Origin of the sequence: Agathobaculum sp. (genome assembly GCF_022775115.1) — a bacterium.
In the GTDB taxonomy this organism is placed as follows: domain Bacteria; phylum Bacillota; class Clostridia; order Oscillospirales; family Butyricicoccaceae; genus Agathobaculum.
This window is the reverse complement of record NZ_JALFLA010000053.1, coordinates 1-19,952: the sequence shown is the minus strand read 5'-3', so window position 1 is coordinate 19,952 and position 19,952 is coordinate 1. Positions and strand designations below refer to the sequence as shown.

Below are 19,952 nucleotides of genomic sequence, written 5' to 3'. Positions count from 1 at the left end.
CTTCTTATGTTAATAAAAATTAATAGCTGCATATATTATTTTACGCCCCCGCTGCGCTTCTGTCTGTCGATAATTGTCGATTATATATAAATTGCGCATAAAAAATTACAGCCGTTCGCACACTCTTCCCAGAATATTCCTTATTTTTCCATTAATTGTTCGGCCAACGCGCAGGCATCCTCAATGCAGCCTGCGCAGCTGCGGCGCACGACACCGTCCGCCACACCCTTCAGCTCGCGGCAGATGATAGTGCCATTCTTCTGCTCAAACGCCTCTCCGATCTCTCTGGCCGTTTGATAGGTTTTCGCCTTGGTCTTCCCGGGCTGCCCGCAGCCCGCGCTGCCCTGCAGGCCGGCCAGCATGAACACACCGGTCAGCGCGCCGCAGACCCCCATCATGCCCATGCCAAGGCCAAAGCCCTCTGCCATCTTGTACGCAGTCTCCTCGTCCACGCCAAACTGGTCGCAATAGGCGCAGACCACCGCCTGCGCGCAGTTGTAGCCCTTGTTGTGCAGGATCTGTGCCTGCCGTGCCCGTTCTGTCATTTGTTCGCACACTCCTTTATCAATATTCTACCTGTCCAAAATAATATAAGATCGCGTTACACTGCGCGCGTGCCTGCGCCTGCCAATCCTCCTCACTGTCGATAAACTGCTGATCCTCCTCGTTGTCGATAAAGCAAAACTCACTCGTCAACGCAGTGATCTGCAACGATGCCGCCACGCGATTGGTATAATAATAATCATCGCCGCTCTCACCCTCGCGGAACACGATCTGGCGCAGGGGCAAACCCAGCATACGGTATTCCTCCAGCATCGCCTCGGCCAGCAGGTAGCTCGGCCCGCCCTCCTTGTCCGACACCTGCGCGAGCATCTCCGCGCCGCGCGCAACCGTGTTAGCCGCATTGTGGTGGATGCTGAAGAACAGGTCGGCGGATTCGGCGTACTGCTCCATCACCGTGCCGCGCAGCGAAAGTGAGCTGCCTTCCTCGAGCGTTTCGCGCACCATGATGACATGGACACCCGCCTGCTCCAGATACTGCCGCAAATACTGCGCCACATACAGGTTAATATGCTTCTCGTCAAGCGTTTTATCCGCATTGTGCGCGCCGATGTCCTTGCCGCCGTGCCCTGCGTCGACGATGACGGTCATCCTGCCGTCCAGATGCGAGGTGCGCGGCTCGGGAGGCGGCTCAGGGGCAGGCTCGTCGGTCACCTCGATGGTATAATCCCGCATACGGATGAGATAGTCCGCGCTGCAATAGCGCGAGGCCGTGCTGTCCGCCGCGTAGAGATGCGCCCAGCCATCCGTGATGCTGTCCACCACGATCTCCGCGCCATTGTCCAGCCGTCCGCTCATCGTGTAGTGCGTCCCCGGACCGGTACGGATGGTCAGAAAGGTGTCCACCTTGACCTGATACACACCGGCTTGGAACACCGGCACGGGTTCGGGTGCGGGTGCGGGCTCCGGCGCTGGTTCGGGTTCCGGCATAGGTTCGGGCGCGGGCGCGGGCTCCTGTTCGGGGTCGGGGGCAGGCGCGGTGACCGTTTTGATCTGCACGGTTTTGGTCGTGTTTTCAAACCCCACGGCAAAGCCCACCGCGGCTGATACATCCGCGATTTTATAATAGTTGTTGCCGTTGATATTGTAGCCCTGCATCTCCACACCGCTGCCGTCGAGCAGCACCTTGGCGGTCGAGCTTTGCACGCGGAGCGATTCCGCCGGCACGCTCGTCAGCTCCCCGCCCACCGCGGTATACGCCCGCCCGCTGAGCAGATCGACCGCCTGCGTGGCCGCATCCCATGTGACATCGAAGGACGAGGCCGTTCCGTTGAGCAGCGAGGCGATGTCCCGCAGCTTAAAATAGTTGTAGCCGTCAATATTATAGGCCTGCGGACTGACCGGCTGCCCGTTGACCTGCACCTGATGGGTCGATGGAACGATCCGCACCTCGGCGGCAGCCGCGGCCGCCGTCATGAACAGGAGCGCGCCAAGCAATATGACCGTCCGTTTGATACGCATAATATACCTCCATGCCGTTCGAATGGATATACTGGCAAGTATACGGAGGTATTTTAACACGAACGCGGTCGCATTTCAATGCCTTGGCAAAAAAGCGGCACATTTGTAATATTACAAATACACCGCTTATGTTACAGCTTATTGTCACGCAAACAGGTGCAGGCCACGGCTGCGGAAGTATTCGTCCAGCCGTTCCTTGCTGCTGTTAACGACCAGTTCCTCCGGAAAGCCGACCTCCTCAAGCATTTCCAGCGCCTGATCGACCCGACCGACCATATATTCAATATGAGCGTCGCTGTTGACCACGACCGGCACTTCGTACCGCATGCACAGGCGCGCGATCTCCGCGCAATGCGCGCGGCTGCCCTTGCGGATGCCGGCAAAGGAATGATTGTTGATTTCGACCAGCTTACCGAATCGGCTGCATTGGGAGATGATATGCTCCTTATCAAACTCGAACTTCGGGTTGCCGGGGTGGCCAAGGGCGTTGACGCGCGGGTCGTGCAGTACGGCCTCGAGCGCCTCGGTATGCGCCGCGATCGTCGCGGGCGCAAAGCAGCTGTCGTGGAAGGAGGCAAGCGCAAACTCCATCGGCTGCAGGCTTTTGGAGTGCATGTCGTCCAGCCGTCCGCCGGGGCAGATATTGAACTCGATCCCCCGGATAACGGTCACGCCCTCGATGGTGCGCGGCAGGATATCCAAATTGGAAAAATGCCACTCGTGCGGCGCATCCGGCAGGTTCGGACCGTGGTCGGTGATGCCGAGCGCGAGCAGGCTTTTATTTTTTGCGCCGCGCGCCATTTCATATACGGTCGAGTACGCATGGCTGCTGGCAATCGTGTGCGTGTGCAGATCTGCTACGATTTGCATGGGTCAGTTCCTCCCTATGGCAAGGCGCTTGGCCCTTGCCGTGTCAATTTCCGTATTGCTTGAGCATACGCTCCTGCAGCTCCTTAGCCGCATTGAAGCCCATCTTTTTCTGGCGGTCGTTCATTGCGGCGACCTCAATGATGACCGCAAGGTTGCGGCCGGGCTTGACCGGAATGGTCAGGCTGGGCACCGCGATATCAAGAATGCTGGTCGTCTGCCCGTCCAGTCCGAGGCGGTCGTACTGCTTGCCGTCCTCCCACGGCTCAAGGTTGATGACCAGCTCAACCTTTTCGGTCATCTTGATTGCGCCCACACCGAAGATACGGCGCACATCCACGATGCCGATGCCGCGCAACTCAATAAAGTGGCGGATGACCTCGGGCGCAGTGCCGACAAGCGTCTTGTCCGACACGCGCTTGATCTCGACCGCGTCGTCGGCAATCAGGCGGTGTCCGCGCTTGACCAGCTCGATGGCGGTCTCCGACTTGCCGACACCCGAATCGCCGAGCAGCAGCACACCCTCGCCGTATATCTCAATAAGCACGCCGTGCAGCGTGACACGGGGCGCAAGATTGACCTTAAGCGAGGCGATAATCGCGCTCAGAAAGGTGGAAGTGAACTCATTGGTGCGCAGGATGGGCGTATTGTGCTTGCGCGCCGCCTCCATGCACTCAGGGAACACGTCGATATTGCGGGAGACGATGAGCACAGGAATGCCCGTGGCGAACAGACGGTCAAAGCAGGCAAAGCGCGCCGCGGGCTCCATGCGCTCGACATAGCTCGACTCCACCTTGCCGATGATCTGGATGCGGTTGGGGTCGAAATAATCAAAAAAACCGGCAAGCTGCAGGCCGGGACGGCTGACGTCATCCTTGGTGATCTCGATCTTCTCAAAGCCCTCCGGGCCGTACACGATCTCCATGTCAAATTCCTGTATCAGATCGCCCAGGCTTACGCCAAATTCTTTTAACTGCATAATAATGCTCCCTCCCGCCAAAGCAATGCTTCTAAAATGTATGTGATGCTATTATACCCTTGATTCCTCCGCTTTTCAACGCTTTCTGTCATTTCGTGACAAAAATATCAAAACCGCGCCGCGTGACGCCCGCCGCACGGCGGTTCTTCCTCTCCCCCGCTGCGTTATTTTTCTCCCGTGCGGCGCGCAGAAACCGCCGCAAACACCGCGAGCAGGCCGTTTTCCTGCTCCCAAACGTCCGGCGGAGCGTGTCGGCCTCCCTGCCCGGTATGGCGGAAAAAAGTTTTTCTTGATTTTCTGCGATAAAGTGGTACAATGGTAAATGACTTTTGTTGCTTGAGGAGGAACCCTGCCATGAAAACCAAAAAGCTGCTGACGCTGCTGCTCGCCGGCGCGATGAGCCTTTCCCTGCTGGCCGGCTGCGGCGGCAATACGACCAACACCGGCACTGACACCGCCGCCGATACCGCCGGCACGGCGGACACCGCGGAAAGCGACCTTGCCTATGTGCGCGACAAGGGCAAGCTGACCATCGGTTACACTGTGTATGAGCCGATGAACTACACTGACGCCGAGGGCAACTTCACCGGCTTTGACACCGAGTTTGCCACCGCCGTCTGCGAAAAGCTGGGCGTTACGCCTGACTTCATCGAGATCAACTGGGATACCAAGGTCGTTGAGCTGAACGCCAAGAGCATCGACTGCATCTGGAACGGCATGACCATCACCGACGAGCTGAAGGCCAACATCGCGGTCTCCGACCCGTATGTCAAGAACATGCAGGTCATCGTCATCAAGAACACCAACAAGGATATCTTTACTGATGCCGCCTCGCTGTCCGCGGCCAACCTTGTGGCCGAGGCCGGCTCGGCCGGACAGGCTGCCATCGAGTCCGACGTGAGCCTTTCCACCGCCAACCTGACCACGGTCGCCAAGCAGACCGACGCACTGCTTGAGATCGAGTCCGGCGCGTCCGACGCGGCCGTGCTCGACTGGACGCTTGCCAAGAGCATGATCGGCGAGGGCACCGACTTTGCCGACCTGATGATCGTTGAGGGCGCCGAGCTTTCGGTTGAGGAATACGGCATCGGCTTCCGCGCGGGCAGCGACCTGTGCACCGAAGTGAACCAGATCATGACCGATCTCATCAGCGACGGCACCCTGCCCGCGCTGGCCGAGAAGTACGGCCTGAGCCTTGCCGCGTGATACGCTACATTAAAATAAGGCCGACGGGACAGCTTTTTTCAAGCTGCCCCGCTTGCCTTTGTTTAGGGGAGAGAACGTTTTCATGACCTCGTTGTCCGTTATTTTTTCCAGCCTGACTCGCACCTTTGGCATCAACTGCCAGATTTTCTTCATCACACTGCTGTTCGCGCTGCCGCTCGGCCTTATCATTTCCTTCGGCTCGATGAGCCGCTTCCGCGCGCTGCAATATCTGGTCAAGACCTTTGTCTGGATCATCCGCGGCACGCCGCTGATGTTGCAGATCATCGTGATTTTCTACGGCCCCGGCCTGCTCTGGAAGGGCACGCTGCTGCCCCGCGTCACGGCCGCGTGCGTGGCGTTTGTCATCAACTACGCCTGCTATTTTTCCGAGATCTTCCGCGGCGGCATCCAGTCCATCCCACGCGGCCAATATGAGGCCGGCCAGGTGCTCGGCATGACCAAAAGCCAGATTTTCTTCCGCGTCACGCTTTTGCAGGTCATCAAGCGCGTCATTCCGCCCATGGGCAACGAATTTATGACGCTCATCAAGGACACCGCGCTGGCCAACGTTATCGCCACCAAGGAGATCATCATGATGAGCAAGGAATACGCCACCAAGGGACTGATCTGGCCGCTGTTCTCCACGGCGATTTTCTTTCTGGCCTTCTGCGGCATACTGACGCTGCTGTTCGGCTGGCTTGAAAAGAAGCTCGATTATTTTAGATGAGGAGGCGCCGCCATGTCTATTCTCGAAGTACGCAGCCTGCAAAAAAGCTTCGGCTCGACCCGGGTTTTGGAGGATATCAGCTTTTCGCTCGAGCGCGGGCAGGCGCTGGCAGTCATTGGCTCGTCCGGCTCGGGCAAGACCACGCTGCTGCGCTGCCTGAATTTTTTGGAAACGCCCGACGCGGGCACGATCGCCGTGGGCGGTGAAACGCTGTTTGACGCTGCGCGCCGCGCCAGCGTCAGCGATGCTGAGGTGCGCAAAAAACGCTTGCACTTCGGTATGGTTTTTCAGTCATTCAACCTGTTTCCGCAATATACCGCGCTGGAAAACGTCATGCTGGCCAGCCTGCTGCTGGCCAAGGAACGCTCCGATTACAAGCAGCACCGGCGCGAGATACACGAGCAGATCGAGCACCGCGCCATCGAGCTGCTCGAGCAGATGAGCCTTGCGGGGCGCATGAGCCATTATCCCCACCAGCTCTCCGGCGGCCAGCAGCAGCGCGTTGCCATTGCGCGCGCGCTCGCGCTGCAGCCCGACATCCTCTGCTTTGACGAGCCGACCTCTGCGCTTGATCCCGAGCTGACCGGCGAGGTGCTGCGCGTCATCCGCAGCCTCGCTGCGCAGCACACTACTATGATTATCGTCACCCATGAGATGGCCTTCGCCCGCGACGTGGCCGACCATGTGATATTTATGGACGCCGGGCGCATCGCTGAGGAAGGCTCTCCCGCCGCTCTATTTGAAAACACGCAAAACGAGCGCACCCGCGCATTCCTGAGCCGCTTTTCGCAAAACAGCTAAAGAGCGGCCGCACCTGTGAAAACTTTTCGGCGATTTTTACCAGTACCCCATTTACAAAGCTTTTCAAATGCGTTAAAATAGTCCCGTAATCATTAGATTGCGGGGCTTTTTTGTTGTGTTTTTGTACAGGAATGCATGGTTATTTTTTGGTGGTTTTCTTGTGTGTTTGTGTTGAATTCCTGGAGTTAGTTTGATACAATACAAACATGGGACATTGTGTCCCGCACACTGCATAAAAGCCCAAACGGCCTTTTGCAAAAATTCTTAGAATGGAGATGTTCAACTATGGCTATGGATGCTTTCAGCAAGTCCCTGATGGCTGACAAGCGGGAGATCATCATCGCCCCCACCATCTACAAATTCGCAGACTTCGGTGAGTTCGCCGAGCAGTTCCAGCTCGGTGAGCGCGACGTTGTCCTGACCAATGAGTTTATCTACAAGCCCTTCATGGAGAAGTACGGCCTGAAGTGCCACTATGTATTCCAGGAGAAGTTCGGCGTGGGCGAACCCTCCGAGGCCATGATCGAGACCATGTACGAGACCATCCCGTACGATTCCTACGACCGCGTTATCGCCATCGGCGGCGGCGCCATTATGGATCTCTGCAAGCTGCTCGGCTGCAAGCGCCCGTCCTCCGTACACGAGCTATACTTTAAGCGCGAGCCAATCGTGCACGAAAAGGAAGTTATCGCCATCCCGACCACCTGCGGCACGGGCTCGGAGTGCACCAACATCTCCGTTGCGATCGTTAAGGACGAGAAGGACGGCGTGCTGACCGGCGGCGAGACCAAGCTGGGTCTGGTTTCCGACGATATCATCCCGAACAAGGTCTGCCTGATCCCCGACCTGCTCAAGACCCTGCCCTACAAGCCCTTCGCCTCGTCCGCGATCGACGCGCTGATCCACGCGACCGAGTCCTACCTCTCCCCGCACCGCAAGACCATCACCTCCGAGCTGTTCTCGGTCAAGGCGATGGAGATGATTCTCAAGGGCTTCGTGCAGATCGGTGAGCACGGCCCCGACGCGCGGCTTGACTACCTTGACGAGTATGTGACCGCCTCACTGTACGCCGGCATCGCCTTCCTTAAGGCTGGCTGCGCGACCGTGCACGGCATGTCCTTCCCGCTCGGCGGCACCTACCATGTGCCGCACGGCGAATCCAACTACGCCCTGTTCGGCAAGATCCTTGAGATTTACGATGAGAAGGACCCCGACGGTGAGCTGATGCACTTCAAGCAGCTGGTCGGCAGCATCCTCGGCTGTGAGGCCAAGGACGCGATCCCGGCGCTCAACGCGCTGCTCGAAAAGGTTCTGCCGCTCAAGCCGCTGCGCGAGTATGGCTTTAAGGAATCCGATATCAAGGACTTCCCGGTATCCGTCATGGCCAACCAGCAGCGCCTGATCACCAACTCCTATGTTCCGATGGATCTTGAACTGATGGAGCGCATCTACCGCGAGTGCTACTAAGCGGCCGGTCCTGTCTTCTCAGCAGCGCCGCCACTTGAAAAGAGAAAGGATATTTTGATCGCTATGATGACCAAAGACCAATACATCGAATCCTTACGCAAACTGCATCTAAATCTCTATATGTTCGGACAGAAGGTGGAAAACCCTGTCGATAACGCCGTCATCCGTCCCTCGCTCAACTCCTTTGCCGCCACCTATGAGCTGGCCGAGCAGCCTGAGTACGAGGATCTGATGACCGCCACCTCACACATCACCGGCAAGAAGATCAACCGCTTCACCCACATGCACCAGTCGACCGACGACCTGATCAAGAAGGTCAAGATGCAGCGCCTGCTCGGCCAAAAGACCGCGGCCTGCTTCCAGCGCTGCGTCGGCATGGACGCGATGAACGCTGTGTTCTCGGCTACATACGAGACCGACGAGGCCTGCGGTACGCACTACCATGAGAACTTCCTCAAGTTCCTTACCCGCGTGCAGGAGGAGGACTTGGCGGTCGACGGCGCGATGACCGACGTCAAGGGCGACCGCAGCCTTGCGCCCTCCAAGCAGGCTGACCCCGACCTGTTCCTCCATGTGGTCGAGCGCACACCGGACGGCGTTTACGTCACCGGCGCCAAGGCGCACCAGACCGGCTTTATCAATTCGCATGAGGTACTGGTCATGCCGACCATTGCCATGCGCGAGGGCGATGAGGATTACGCGATCTCCTTCGCCGTGCCGACCGATTCCGAGGGCATCACCCTGATTTACGGCCGCCAGTCCTGCGATACGCGCAAGCTGGAGGAATATAACGACATCGACGTGGGCAACAAGATCTACGGCGGCCACGAGGTGCTGGTCATTTTCGACCGCGTGTTCGTTCCGAACGACCGCATCTTCCTCAACGGCGAGGTCAACTTCGCCGGCATGATCGTCGAGCGCTTCGCGGGCTACCACCGTCAGTCCTACGGCGGCTGCAAGGTCGGTGTGGGCGACGTGCTCATCGGCGCGACTGCGCTGGCGGGCGATATGGCAGGCTCGGCCAAGGCCTCGCACGTCAAGGACAAGATCATCGAGATGACCCACCTCAACGAAACGCTGTACTGCTGCGGCATCGCCTGCTCCTCGCAGGGCGCGCCGACCCGCGCGGGCAACTATCTGATCGACCTGCTGCTGGCCAACGTCTGCAAGCAGAACGTTACCCGCTTCCCCTATGAGATTGCGCGTCTGGCGCAGGATCTGGCAGGCGGCCTGATGGTCACCCAGCCCTCCGAGGCCGACTACCGCAATCCGGCGACCCACGCCTATATCGAAAAGTACCTCAAAGGCGTCGCTTCCGTGCCGACCGAGGATCGTATGCGCGTGCTCCGCCTGATCGAAAATATGACTATGGGCACCGCCGCTGTCGGCTACCTGCCCGAGTCCATGCATGGCGCGGGCTCACCGCAGGCGCAGCGCATCATGATCGCCCGCCAGTCCAACCTTGAGATGAAAAAGCAGCTCGCCAAGGACATCGCCCGCATCAAATAAGCGCCGCGTTATACATAGGCACTCATGACTTTCGTGAGTGCCTATCTTTACAATCGTTTATATCCCGCCGCTGCCAAGCGGATGCAAAGGAGGGACTGCGCACATGCTGCGCTGCACTGTCAAATTCTGCGGCGGCTGCAACCCCCGCTATGATCGCGGCGAGGCCTATCGCACTGTGCGCGCCTCGCTGGCGGATACCGCCGCCTTTTCCTACCCGGAGAACGGCATCCATTACGATGTTCTGCTGATCGTGCGCGGCTGCACCGGCTGTCCCTATCTGTATGAGGAGATTGACGCTGACCACCGCGTCATCCTGACGGCAGGCGATCAGGTCGATACGGCGATCGAGCAGATCCGGCACCTCTCGTAAATCCAGCGGCTGCGCGCACGCGGCCGTTACCCTCAGGAGGATGATAGAAAGATGAAGAAAGTAAGCATTATCTCGGCGGAGGAGGCCGCGCGCAAGGTGCGCGACGGCGATACCATTGCGACCGGCGGCTTTGTCAGCTGCGCCTGTCCCGAAACACTGTCCACCGCGCTGGAAAAACGCTTTCTCGAAACCGGCCATCCGCGCGACCTGACGCTGTTTTTCGCGGCTGGCCAAGGCCACCGGGATGGCACCGGCGGTGACCACTACGGCCATGAAGGGCTGGTAAAGCGCGTCATCGGCGGCCACTGGGACCGCGCGCCCCGGCTCGGCGATCTGGCGCTCGCAGGCAAGATCGAGGCCTACAACCTGCCGCAGGGCGTTATCTCCCACATGTACCGCGATATCGCGGCGCACAACATCGGCACGATCACCCACGTCGGCCTATACACTTTCGCTGATCCCCGCAACGGCGGCGGCAAGCTCAACGATGTCACCAAGGAGGATCTGGTCAAGGTCATCAACATCGAGGGCGAGGAGCGCCTGCTGTACAAGGCTTTTCCGATCGACGTTGTGTTCCTGCGCGCTTCCTACTGCGATGAGTACGGTAACTGCACCGTCCACCGCGAGATCGGCCCGCTGGATGTCACCGCTATGGCGCAGGCCTGCAAGAATTCCGGCGGCAAGGTCATCGTGCAGGTGGAGAAAATCGTGCAGGGCGGCTCACTCGACCCCAAACTGGTCGCCATCCCGGGTATTTATGTCGATTCGGTCGTTATCGGCACGCCCGAGGACAACATGCAGTGCCTCGGTATGCCGTATGACGGCGCGCTGACCGGCGAGTTCCGCATCCCGGTCGACGCGATCCCCCCCATCCCGATGGATGCCAAAAAGATCATTGCGCGCCGCGCGGCCATGGAGCTGCCGCCTGACGCGATCGTCAACCTCGGCACCGGCGCACCCGAAAAGATCGCAAACGTCGCCGCCGAGGAGGGTATTTCCGACAAGATGACGCTGACCGTTGAGGCAGGCTCGATCGCGGGCGTGCCCTACGGCGGCACACAGTTCGGCGCGGCCGCCAACGCGATGTGCATCATCCCGCATAACGTGCAGTTCGACTTCTATCAGGGCGGCGGCCTTGATGTTGCCTTCCTTGGTCTGGCCGAGACCGCGCCCAACGGCGACCTGAACGTATCCAAGTTCGGCACCCGACTGGCCGGCGCCGGCGGCTTTATTGATATCACCCAGAACGCCAAAAAGGTCGTCTACTGCGGCACCTTCACCGCCAAGGGACTGAAAACCGACTGTGTGGACGGCAGGCTGGTCATCACGCAGGAGGGCGCGAAGAAAAAGTTCGTCCGTCAGGTCGAGCACATCACCTTCTCGGGCAATTATGCCAACAAGGTCGGCCAGCCTGTGCTGTACATCACCGAGCGCTGCGTGTTCGCGCTTCGCCCGGAGGGCGTGACCCTCATCGAGATCGCGCCCGGCATCGACCTGCAGACCCAGATCCTCGACCAGATGGACTTTAAGCCCCATATCGAGTATCAAGCGGACGGCTCGATCAAGTTGATGGACGCCCGCATCTTCCGCGATGCACTGATGGGTTTGGCGAACGAATAAGTTTCGATTGGATTATGTGTGTATATTGTGTAATTTTTGGGTAAGTTGCTTCGCGCTTGGCAATGTTTTCAAAAAACCCTTGCATTCTCGTGTACATTTTATAAAATATTAACTAACCGAAGATAAGAAAAGGAAAACCGATGCGCCGGTACACCGGTGCATTCAGAAGAAAAGGAGATTTGTCAAATGAATGTTTACATCTGTTCTGCTGCCCGTACCGCTATCGGCACCTACGGCGGCACCCTGCGCGACGTGCACTCCTCCGTCCTCGGCGCTACCGCTGCCAAGGCCGCGATCGAGCGCGCCGGTATTGACGCCACGGCGATCAACGAGGTTCTGTTCGGTCAGGTGCTGCAGGGCGGCGTAGGCCAGAACGTAGCCCGTCAGGTGGCGCTTGGCGCCGGTCTGCCGCTTGAGACCCCCGCAATGACGCTCAACAAGGTCTGCGGCTCCTCGATGCGCGCGATCTCTCTCGGCGCGCAGATGATTCGCTCGGGCGAGAATCAGGTCATGCTGGTGGGCGGCTGCGAGTCGATGTCCGGCGCGCCGTACATCTCCACCAATATGCGCTGGGGCGCTCGCATGAACGACGTCAAGCTCGTCGATATGATGGTTTATGACGGTGTGTTCGACGTGTTCAACAAGTACCACATGGGCATCACGGCGGAAAACGTTGCCGAGAAGTACGGCATCACCCGCGAGATGCAGGACGAGGTTGCCCTTGCCTCCCAGCAGAAGGCCGCCAAGGCAATCGCTGAGGGCAAGTTCAAGGACGAGATCGTTCCGATCGAGGTCAAGAAGAAGAAGGAGACTGTCGTTTTTGATACCGACGAGCATCCCAAGCCGAACACCACGATGGAGGTTCTGGCCAAGCTCCGCCCGGCGTTCAAGAAGGACGGCGGCACAGTAACCGCAGGCAATGCTTCCGGCATCAACGACGCCGGCGCTGCGATGATCATCGCCTCTGAGGACTTCGTCAAGGCGAACGGCCTCAAGCCGCTGGCAAAGGTTCGCTCGTTCGGCTCTGTCGGCTGCGATCCGTCCATCATGGGTATCGGCCCGATCGAGTCCACCCGTCAGGCGCTGCAGCGTGCCGGTCTGACCGTTGCCGACCTCGATCTGATCGAGTCCAACGAAGCGTTTGCCGCACAGGCCGCTGCTGTCAACCGTGAGCTGGGCTTTGATATGGATAAGGTCAACGTAAACGGCGGCGCGATTGCGCTCGGCCATCCGATTGGCGCGGCCGGCTGCCGTATCACCACCACCCTGCTGCATGAGATGCTCAAGCGCGGTGCGAAGTTCGGTCTGTCCACCATGTGCATTGGCGGCGGCATGGGCGAAGCCCTGATCGTAGAGCGCGACGAGCTCTGCAAGTAAGATACATCATTCCAAGGGGGCTTTGCAAAGCCCCCTTGGGAAGCATTTGTTAAATATAGCTGAAAGGAAGTTTTTCCCATGACCGATGTAGTAATTGAGAAAAAGGGGCATGTAGCGATCGTCAAGATCGAGCACATGCAAGCGATGAACGCCCTGTCCACCGACATGTACGCGCAGCTTGAAGAAGCGTTCGACGAAGTCGGCAAGATGGAGGATGTCTATGCCGTCGTGCTGACCGGCTCCTCGGTCGTCAACAAAAAGGGCAAGACCGTCAACTCGTTCGTTGCCGGCGCTGACATCGCGCAGATGTCGACCATGAGCGTTGAGGAGGGCAAGTTCTTCGGCAATGACTCCAATCGCGTTTGCTGGAAGATCGAGAACTTCAAGCGCCCGGTCATCGCCGCGATCAACGGCTTCTGCCTTGGTGGCGGCTGCGAGCTTGCGATGTCCTGTGACATCCGCCTCGCTTCCGACAACGCGCTTTTCGGCCAGCCCGAGGTTGGTCTGGGCATCACTCCGGGCTGCGGCGGCACCCAGCGTCTGGCTCGCATCATTGGTCTTGGCAAGGCCAAGGAGCTGATCTACACCGGCCGCGGCAACTATACCGCGCAACAGGCGCTTGAGATGGGGCTTGTCAACTACGTTTACCCGCTGGAAAATCTGATGGACGAGGCCATCAAGCTGGCTGAGGAGATCGCTGCGCAGGCACCTATCGCTGTCGCGCTCTGCAAGGAAGCGATCAACGTCGGTATGCAGGTCGATTTGAACTCCGCCCTCAAGCTGGAGGGTAACATCTTCGGCGAGTGCTTTGCGACCGAGGATCAGAAGTACGGCATGGCCTACTTCCTTGACAAAAACAAGGATAAGCCTGCTAAGGCGTTCCAGAATAAGTAAAACCCATTCTACATTACCGAAGTAAAGAGAGGTTATTTCAGATGAAAGTTTGTGTATTCGGCGCCGGCAACATGGGCGCACGTATCGCGGAGGTTTTCATGACCAGCGGCCATGCTGTCACCATGATCGACATTAAGCCGGAATTCTGTGAGCGCGGCGTCAAGACCATTACGAGCGACTTGGCTTTCCTTGTCAAGAAGGAGAAGATGACAGAGGAGCGCAAGAATGAGCTGCTCGCCGGCCTGAAGACCTCGGTAGACCGCAAGGATGCTGCCGACGCCGATTTCGTGATTGAAGCCATTCTGGAGCGCATGGATTTGAAGAAGGAACTGCTGCAGGAGTTGGATACGATCTGCCCGCCGCACACCATCTTCGCCTCCAACACCTCCGCCCTGTCCATCACCGAGATGGCCGCTTGCATCCCGAACCGCGCCGACAAGGTCATCGGCTGCCACTTCTTTAATCCCGCGCAGATCATGAAGCTGGTCGAGGTCATCCGCGCAATCCAGACCTCGGACGAGACCTTCAAGACTGTATTCGAGCTGATGGCCGCGTTGGGCAAGACTCCGGTTTCGGTCAACGAAGGCCCCGGCTTTGTTGTTAACCGCATCCTGATCCCGATGATGAACGAGGCCATGGGCATTGTTGCTGACGGCATCGCTTCCCCGGCGGATGTTGATATCGCCATGCAACTAGGCGCCGGCATGAAGTCCGGCCCGCTCCACACCGCCGATCTGGTCGGTCACGATGTTAACCTTGCCATCATGGAGACCCTGTACCGCGAGACCGGCGACCCGAAGTACCGTCCGCACCCGCTGATGCGCAAGATGGTTCGCGCCGGCTGGCTCGGCGTCAAGACCGGCAAGGGCTTCTTCGAGTACGATGGCCCCTTTGGCAAAGAAATTGTCAAGTAAAATGGTATACAAAAAGGGACTGCGCTGTGCAGTCCCCTTTTGTTATTTTTCCTATTTTTCACAATCACTTTACATAAATTTTGGGTAAATTAACGTTTTTTTGTCGAAAGCTAGAAATCTTATTATAGATGCGCTATAATGTCATTAATGTAAAAAGTACAGTCTCACTACGGCGGCTGAGGCTGTAAATGCCGTCAGATCTGCCAATAGCGCGGATAGCACTGCATAACGTGTGTTGGTCAGGCCTATATGCCCGCTATACACGCTGATGGTGTACAAGCTGGTCTCAGACGAGCCGAGTATGACCGCAGCCACACGGCCAACATAGCTGTCCGGCCCGCAGCGCTGCATCAATTCGCTGCCCATTGCCAGCTTTCCGCTTCCGCTGATCGGCCCGAGCAGCGCAAGCGCTGTACACTCGCGCGGGATACCAAGCAGACGGAAAACCGGCGCCAACGCCGCGGCTGCCAGATCAATTGCGCCCGAGGCTCGCAGCATGTATACTACGGTCAGCATACCAACCATAGTTGGCAGAATGCTGATTGCCGTTTCTAAGCCTTTTTTTGCCCCGCGCAAAAAGGTCGGAAACACCTCTACTTCTTTATACAGCGCGTATAGGCCGACCGCAGCGAGCAGCATGGGGATGAACGCACTTTGCACCAACTGCATGATTCCTCCCAGAATACTATAAAAATTGGAAAAATATGAAATTTTTAGTAACATCTTGTTTTTTCGACAAACTTCTCGCGCTGGCTATGTAATAATACCAATTGTAATGCGGCGCATCATTTCCCGCTATTTTTCGTCAGGGAAGAGCGGACGGAGCAGGGTGCTGCTCAGCAGCACGGCTGCAACCGAGGCCGCCGAAGCCAGCCATACCGCCGGCATAATGTCAAACGGCGCGGCCGAGCCGTTTGCCGCGCGTACTGCGGCCACGGTGGACGGGATCAGTTGGATGGACGCCGTATTCAACGTGATCAGCCGCAGTACAGTATCGGGCGCGCCGCGCCTACCCGCCAGTGTGTACAGCCGGTCTGCTGCGCATAGGCCGAGCGGTGTTGCTGCGTTGGACAGGCCAAGCAAATTTGCCGTCACATTTGCGCTGACTGCTTCCATCGCTTCCCGGTCTTTTGCCGCGCTGCCAAACAGTGGCCGCAGCAAGGGCATCATCAAGCGAGACAGTTTGCCCGCTAAGCCGGAGGCTTGGAGCAGCTCCATAATGCCGCTCCAGAAGCACATCAGTCCGGCAATGCTCACCGCGAGAGAGATCGCTTCCGCAGCACCCGTACTCACCGCCGCTGTCACCGCGTCCAGCCGCCCGGTTGCCGCGCCGCATACCAAGGCAGCCGCCAAAAAAATCACCCACACTGTAGAGATCAATCCCAGCTTCCCCCTTACCCTTTTATGCGTCACTAAATCCTTTCGGGATTTTGTGATATAGTTTGGAAAATGAAACAACAGTGGAAATGAAGGAGCGTTACACCATGAAATCAACTGGAATCGTCCGTAAGGTCGACGAGCTTGGCCGCATCGTATTACCAATCGAGCTGCGCAGAACGTTGGATATCGACGTGAAGGATTCGCTGGAGATTTACGTCGATGGCAGCCAGATTATCTTAAAAAAGCATGAGCCGGCCTGTATCTTTTGCAGCAATGCAAAGGATGTGATCCACTTCAAAGGTAAAAATATCTGCCAAGGCTGCGTGCACGATATCGGCCTAATGTAAGGCAGCTACATAACGCACCGGCTATCCCGCGCGGGGATGGCCGGTGTTTTTCTTGCCTCTCACCGCTGTGTGCCGTCCTCCGTTTTGGCGCGGTATTTCTCCCGCGTGGCCATGCCGCCGCGGATGTGGCGCTCCTCTTTATTGGTGCGCAGCACCTCCTGCACGCGGTCATACAGCACAGCATTCAGATTTTTCAGTCGGGTCGTGATATCCTTATGTACGGTGGACTTGGAGATGCCGAATCGCGCTGCGGTCTGGCGCACGGTCGCTTTCTCCTCGATCATATACTGTGCGAGCCGAATGGCTCGCTCCTCGGGTAAGCCCTTCACCATCGTCCCCCCTGCCTGCCGATGCATTTTCTGTTATCAGCCTATGCACCGCAGCAGGCGAGTAGAACGTCCCACGCCGTTTGTATGCGTCCGGCCGTATCCTTCGCTCTCCCCCAACGCATCAAAAAACGCGCTGCCGTTACTTCAGCAGCGCGTGAACGCCTTTCGTATGGTATTCGACCAGCCGGTTGAGATTGACCCGTACCTCGCGCGGGCGGACGCGGTTTTTCAGTATCTGCACCGTGCCGTCTATCAGGTTGCGGGCCATAATCTGCGCAATCAGGTCGCAGTTATCCTCGTCCGCCAGCAGAGGGGCCGTCTTGGCCGCGAACATGTCGATCAGGCTGGGGCGCAGTCCCTCATACCGCGTACCCTTGGCCTGCTCCATGATGAGCAGCAGGCCGTATTTCTCCGCCAGCAGGAGCGAGATGACCTCCTCAGTCAGCAGCACTTGATATTCCCGCGCGCCGGTGCGCGGGTCGAACCGCTTATCCCGAAAGCGCATGATGAGCTTTTTCAGACCGGCCGCCGCGCCGTCCGTCAGCTCATAAAACAGCTCCTCTTTATTTTTGAAATAGTGATAAAGATTGCTCTTGCTGATGTTCACCTTGTCCGCAATCATCTGCAGCGAGGTACGGTCATATCCATATTGCAAAAACAAATGCTGGGATTCCAGCAGTATTTTATGCCTCAGCTCATCCTTCAATACCTGCACAATAGAGACCACCTGTTCATTTCTATGGCTTTTATTATAGCAGTTTGACGGATTTTGTCAATCCCGCCCGGATATCCAAGGACAGCACCGGGCTCTCCCCGTCCCGGCGACGAAAAAAGTCCCTGAAAGCTATGCTTTCAGGGACTTTTTTATGCGGTCAGCCGCCAAATACCTTAAGCATAAAGCCTGCGGCAACTGCCGAGCCGATAACGCCGGCCACGTTTGGCCCCATAGCGTGCATCAGCAGGAAGTTTGCCGGATTGGCCTTCTGGCCTTCCACCTGCGAGACGCGCGCGGCCATCGGAACTGCCGACACGCCTGCCGAGCCGATCAGCGGGTTGATCTTGCCACCGGACAGCTTGCACATGATTTTGCCAAACAACAGGCCGCCCATCGTGGAGAAAATGAACGCCAGCAGACCGAGGCCGATAATCATAAGGGTTTCAACCGTCAGGAACTTCTCCGCCACTGCCTTGCAGCCGACCGATAGGCCGAGGAACACAGTGACAATATTGATTAGCGCGTTCTGCGCCGTGTCCGACAAACGCTCAGTCACGCCGCACTCACGGAACAGGTTGCCCAGCATCAGCATACCGATCAGAGGAGCGGTATCGGGCACCAGCAGGATCACGAAGATGGTCACGGCCACGGGGAAGATGATCTTCTCAGTCTTGGAGACGGTGCGCAGCTGGGTCATCTTGACCTTACGCATCTCCTTGGTGGTGAGCAGCTTCATGATGGGAGGCTGGATCATGGGGATCAGAGCCATGTAGGAGTACGCCGCAATGGCGATAGCAGGCAACAGATCCGCAGCCAGCTTAGAAGATGTCAGAATAGCAGTGGGGCCGTCAGCGCCGCCGATAACGCCGATAGCGGCAGCCTGAGCAGGCATAAAGGAAATCAGACCGCCGGTGACGGGGCCCAGAACCAGGGCCAGCAGGAAGGCGGTGAAAATGCCCAGCTGAGCGGCAGCGCCCAGCAGCAGGGACATGGGGTTAGCCAGCAGGGGACCAAAGTCAGTCATCGCACCGATGCCCATGAAGATGATGGACGGATAGATGGCGTAGTTGACGCCCTGATAGAGCACCCACATGAAACCAACGCTGCTGCCGGAGGGCTCATTGAGCAGACCGGTCAGAGGCAGGTTGGCCAGCAACATACCAAACGCGATAGGAACCAGCAGCAGGGGCTCAAACTTCTTGCCAATGCCCATGTACAGCAGCAGACAGGCAATGGCGATCATGATGACCTGGCGCCAGTCATTAGGCAGAGCGGCGAAGCCGGAGCCTCCAAAAATTGCACTTAAAACTTCTCCAAAGAAACCCATACTTCACCCTCCTTTCAACCGATCGTGACCAGCAGGTCATCGGTGTTGACTGCGGTGCCCACCACAGCGGACACAGACTTGACGGTGCCGTCCACGGGAGCGGAGACCTCGATCTCCATCTTCATGGCCTCCAGCACCACCAGCACGTCACCGGCCTTTACAGCCTGACCAACCTGGCACTCCACCTTGAAGATGTTGCCGGGCATGGGGCTGTTGACAGCGGTCTCACCAGCAGCCACAGGGGCAGCAGCGGGAGCCGCAGCAGGAGCGGGAGCGGGAGCGGGAGCGGGAGCGGGCGCAGCCGCGGGAGCAGGAGCAGGGGCGGCGGCAGGAGCCGCAGCCACGGGAGCCGCAGCAGGAGCCGCGGTGACATTGGTAATACGGAAGGAGTTGGGGCTCATGCCAGACTCCTCGGCAATGGCAGCCATCATCACAGCCACCATCTCACCCTCATCCACCGCGGGAGCAGCGGGAGCGGCCGGCTTGGGAGCAGGAGCGGGAGCGGCCTTCTTGGCAGGAGCGGCAGGAGCCGCCTTGCCCTCAATGGAGCTGACGATCTTGGAGATGATAATGATGACCAGAGCCAGAATGGCCAGCATCATGAACACCACCACGACACCACAGACAGCGACCATCAGAGCCTCGGGCACGCTCAGCGGGGTAAACGGGTCCAGAATTGCTTTGTTAATATCAGGCATAGATCAGACCCCCCATTAACCCAGGGTGACCAGCAGATCGTCGGTGTTGACAGCAGTGCCAACCACAGCAGAAACAGCCTTAACAGTGCCGTCCACGGGAGCAGAGACCTCGATCTCCATCTTCATGGCCTCCAGCACCACCAGCACGTCGCCAGCCTTCACAGCCTGACCAACCTTGCACTCCACCTTAAAGATGTTGCCGGGCATGGGGCTGTTGACAGCAGTCTCACCGGCAGCCACAGCGGCGGGGGCGGCGGCAGGTGCGGGAGCAGCGGCAGGGGCGGGAGCAGCAGCGGGGGCGGGGGCAGCAGCAGGAGCCGCCACAGGGGCAGCCACAGGAGCCGCAACCGCAGGAGCAGAGGAGACATTGGTGATCCGGAAGGAGTTGGGACTCATGCCGGAC

At 58.2% G+C, this 19,952-nt stretch carries 22 protein-coding genes; 11 read left to right on the top strand and 11 right to left on the bottom strand.

What is annotated here, in order from left to right; all coding sequences use genetic code 11:
- Positions 1–140: 140 nt before the first annotated feature.
- From MR935_RS06670 to hprK, 4 genes are all read right to left on the bottom strand, one after another.
- Positions 141–545, bottom strand: a complete 405-nt coding sequence (locus tag MR935_RS06670; protein ID WP_290572137.1) for a C-GCAxxG-C-C family protein — start codon at positions 543–545, stop codon at positions 141–143.
- A gap of 19 nt (positions 546–564) precedes the next feature.
- On the bottom strand, positions 565–2,022 hold the full coding sequence (locus tag MR935_RS06665) for an N-acetylmuramoyl-L-alanine amidase (RefSeq protein WP_290572135.1): 1,458 nt from the start codon (positions 2,020–2,022) through the stop codon (positions 565–567).
- A gap of 144 nt (positions 2,023–2,166) precedes the next feature.
- The gene (locus tag MR935_RS06660; RefSeq protein ID WP_290572134.1) at positions 2,167–2,892 is read right to left on the bottom strand and encodes a phosphatase; all 726 of its coding nucleotides are present in this window, start codon (positions 2,890–2,892) and stop codon (positions 2,167–2,169) included.
- A gap of 43 nt (positions 2,893–2,935) precedes the next feature.
- Entirely contained in the window at positions 2,936–3,868 is a 933-nt protein-coding gene (gene hprK / locus MR935_RS06655) for an HPr(Ser) kinase/phosphatase (RefSeq protein ID WP_290572132.1), read from the bottom strand.
- Between the two features lie 354 nt (positions 3,869–4,222).
- Between hprK and MR935_RS06650 the strand changes: the two genes are divergently transcribed.
- The 10 genes from MR935_RS06650 to MR935_RS06605 all read left to right on the top strand — a co-directional run bounded on the left by MR935_RS06650 (position 4,223) and on the right by MR935_RS06605 (position 14,753).
- Positions 4,223–5,074, top strand: a complete 852-nt coding sequence (locus MR935_RS06650; RefSeq protein WP_290572130.1) for a transporter substrate-binding domain-containing protein — start codon at positions 4,223–4,225, stop codon at positions 5,072–5,074.
- Positions 5,075–5,156: 82 nt separating this feature from the next.
- Positions 5,157–5,801, top strand: a complete 645-nt coding sequence (locus MR935_RS06645) for an amino acid ABC transporter permease (protein WP_290572129.1) — start codon at positions 5,157–5,159, stop codon at positions 5,799–5,801.
- Positions 5,802–5,813: 12 nt separating this feature from the next.
- Complete coding sequence (locus MR935_RS06640) at positions 5,814–6,602, top strand: amino acid ABC transporter ATP-binding protein (protein WP_290572128.1); 789 nt, start codon at positions 5,814–5,816, stop codon at positions 6,600–6,602.
- 285 nt (positions 6,603–6,887) lie between these two features.
- Complete coding sequence (locus MR935_RS06635) at positions 6,888–8,069, top strand: 4-hydroxybutyrate dehydrogenase (RefSeq protein ID WP_290572127.1); 1,182 nt, start codon at positions 6,888–6,890, stop codon at positions 8,067–8,069.
- A 63-nt stretch (positions 8,070–8,132) separates the two neighbouring features.
- Positions 8,133–9,578 (top strand): 4-hydroxyphenylacetate 3-hydroxylase family protein, encoded by a 1,446-nt coding sequence (locus MR935_RS06630; protein ID WP_442863022.1) that lies wholly within the window; start codon positions 8,133–8,135, stop codon positions 9,576–9,578.
- Positions 9,579–9,681: 103 nt separating this feature from the next.
- Positions 9,682–9,948, top strand: a complete 267-nt coding sequence (locus MR935_RS06625) for a hypothetical protein (protein ID WP_290572126.1) — start codon at positions 9,682–9,684, stop codon at positions 9,946–9,948.
- A 51-nt stretch (positions 9,949–9,999) separates the two neighbouring features.
- Complete coding sequence (locus tag MR935_RS06620; RefSeq protein WP_290572125.1) at positions 10,000–11,568, top strand: acyl CoA:acetate/3-ketoacid CoA transferase; 1,569 nt, start codon at positions 10,000–10,002, stop codon at positions 11,566–11,568.
- A 186-nt stretch (positions 11,569–11,754) separates the two neighbouring features.
- On the top strand, positions 11,755–12,945 hold the full coding sequence (locus tag MR935_RS06615; RefSeq protein WP_290572124.1) for an acetyl-CoA C-acetyltransferase: 1,191 nt from the start codon (positions 11,755–11,757) through the stop codon (positions 12,943–12,945).
- A gap of 78 nt (positions 12,946–13,023) precedes the next feature.
- Positions 13,024–13,839 (top strand): enoyl-CoA hydratase-related protein, encoded by an 816-nt coding sequence (locus MR935_RS06610; protein ID WP_290572122.1) that lies wholly within the window; start codon positions 13,024–13,026, stop codon positions 13,837–13,839.
- A gap of 41 nt (positions 13,840–13,880) precedes the next feature.
- Entirely contained in the window at positions 13,881–14,753 is an 873-nt protein-coding gene (locus MR935_RS06605) for a 3-hydroxyacyl-CoA dehydrogenase NAD-binding domain-containing protein (protein ID WP_290572120.1), read from the top strand.
- A gap of 144 nt (positions 14,754–14,897) precedes the next feature.
- On the opposite strand, the gene MR935_RS06600 is transcribed toward MR935_RS06605, so the two are convergent.
- Both MR935_RS06600 and MR935_RS06595 read right to left on the bottom strand, forming a co-directional pair.
- Positions 14,898–15,422 carry a spore maturation protein gene (locus MR935_RS06600; RefSeq protein ID WP_290572118.1) on the bottom strand — a complete coding sequence of 175 codons (525 nt, stop codon included), beginning with the start codon at positions 15,420–15,422 and terminating at the stop codon, positions 14,898–14,900.
- A gap of 126 nt (positions 15,423–15,548) precedes the next feature.
- Positions 15,549–16,133 (bottom strand): nucleoside recognition domain-containing protein, encoded by a 585-nt coding sequence (locus MR935_RS06595; RefSeq protein WP_290572116.1) that lies wholly within the window; start codon positions 16,131–16,133, stop codon positions 15,549–15,551.
- A gap of 104 nt (positions 16,134–16,237) precedes the next feature.
- Here MR935_RS06595 and MR935_RS06590 point away from each other — a divergent pair, with 104 nt between their 5' ends.
- Positions 16,238–16,480, top strand: coding sequence for an AbrB/MazE/SpoVT family DNA-binding domain-containing protein (locus MR935_RS06590; RefSeq protein WP_290572114.1), 243 nt, complete (start codon positions 16,238–16,240; stop codon positions 16,478–16,480).
- Positions 16,481–16,539: 59 nt separating this feature from the next.
- On the opposite strand, the gene MR935_RS06585 is transcribed toward MR935_RS06590, so the two are convergent.
- The 5 genes from MR935_RS06585 to MR935_RS06560 all read right to left on the bottom strand — a co-directional run bounded on the left by MR935_RS06585 (position 16,540) and on the right by MR935_RS06560 (position 19,945).
- Entirely contained in the window at positions 16,540–16,809 is a 270-nt protein-coding gene (locus MR935_RS06585) for a sporulation transcriptional regulator SpoIIID (protein WP_290572176.1), read from the bottom strand.
- A 139-nt stretch (positions 16,810–16,948) separates the two neighbouring features.
- Positions 16,949–17,524: a TetR/AcrR family transcriptional regulator gene (locus MR935_RS06580; protein WP_290572112.1), complete on the bottom strand. Its 576-nt coding sequence runs from the start codon at positions 17,522–17,524 to the stop codon at positions 16,949–16,951.
- 157 nt (positions 17,525–17,681) lie between these two features.
- Complete coding sequence (locus tag MR935_RS06575; RefSeq protein ID WP_290572110.1) at positions 17,682–18,851, bottom strand: sodium ion-translocating decarboxylase subunit beta; 1,170 nt, start codon at positions 18,849–18,851, stop codon at positions 17,682–17,684.
- A gap of 14 nt (positions 18,852–18,865) precedes the next feature.
- Positions 18,866–19,549 (bottom strand): acetyl-CoA carboxylase biotin carboxyl carrier protein subunit, encoded by a 684-nt coding sequence (locus tag MR935_RS10730; RefSeq protein WP_325208173.1) that lies wholly within the window; start codon positions 19,547–19,549, stop codon positions 18,866–18,868.
- Positions 19,550–19,564: 15 nt separating this feature from the next.
- Complete coding sequence (locus MR935_RS06560; protein WP_290572172.1) at positions 19,565–19,945, bottom strand: acetyl-CoA carboxylase biotin carboxyl carrier protein subunit; 381 nt, start codon at positions 19,943–19,945, stop codon at positions 19,565–19,567.
- Positions 19,946–19,952 lie beyond the last annotated feature (7 nt).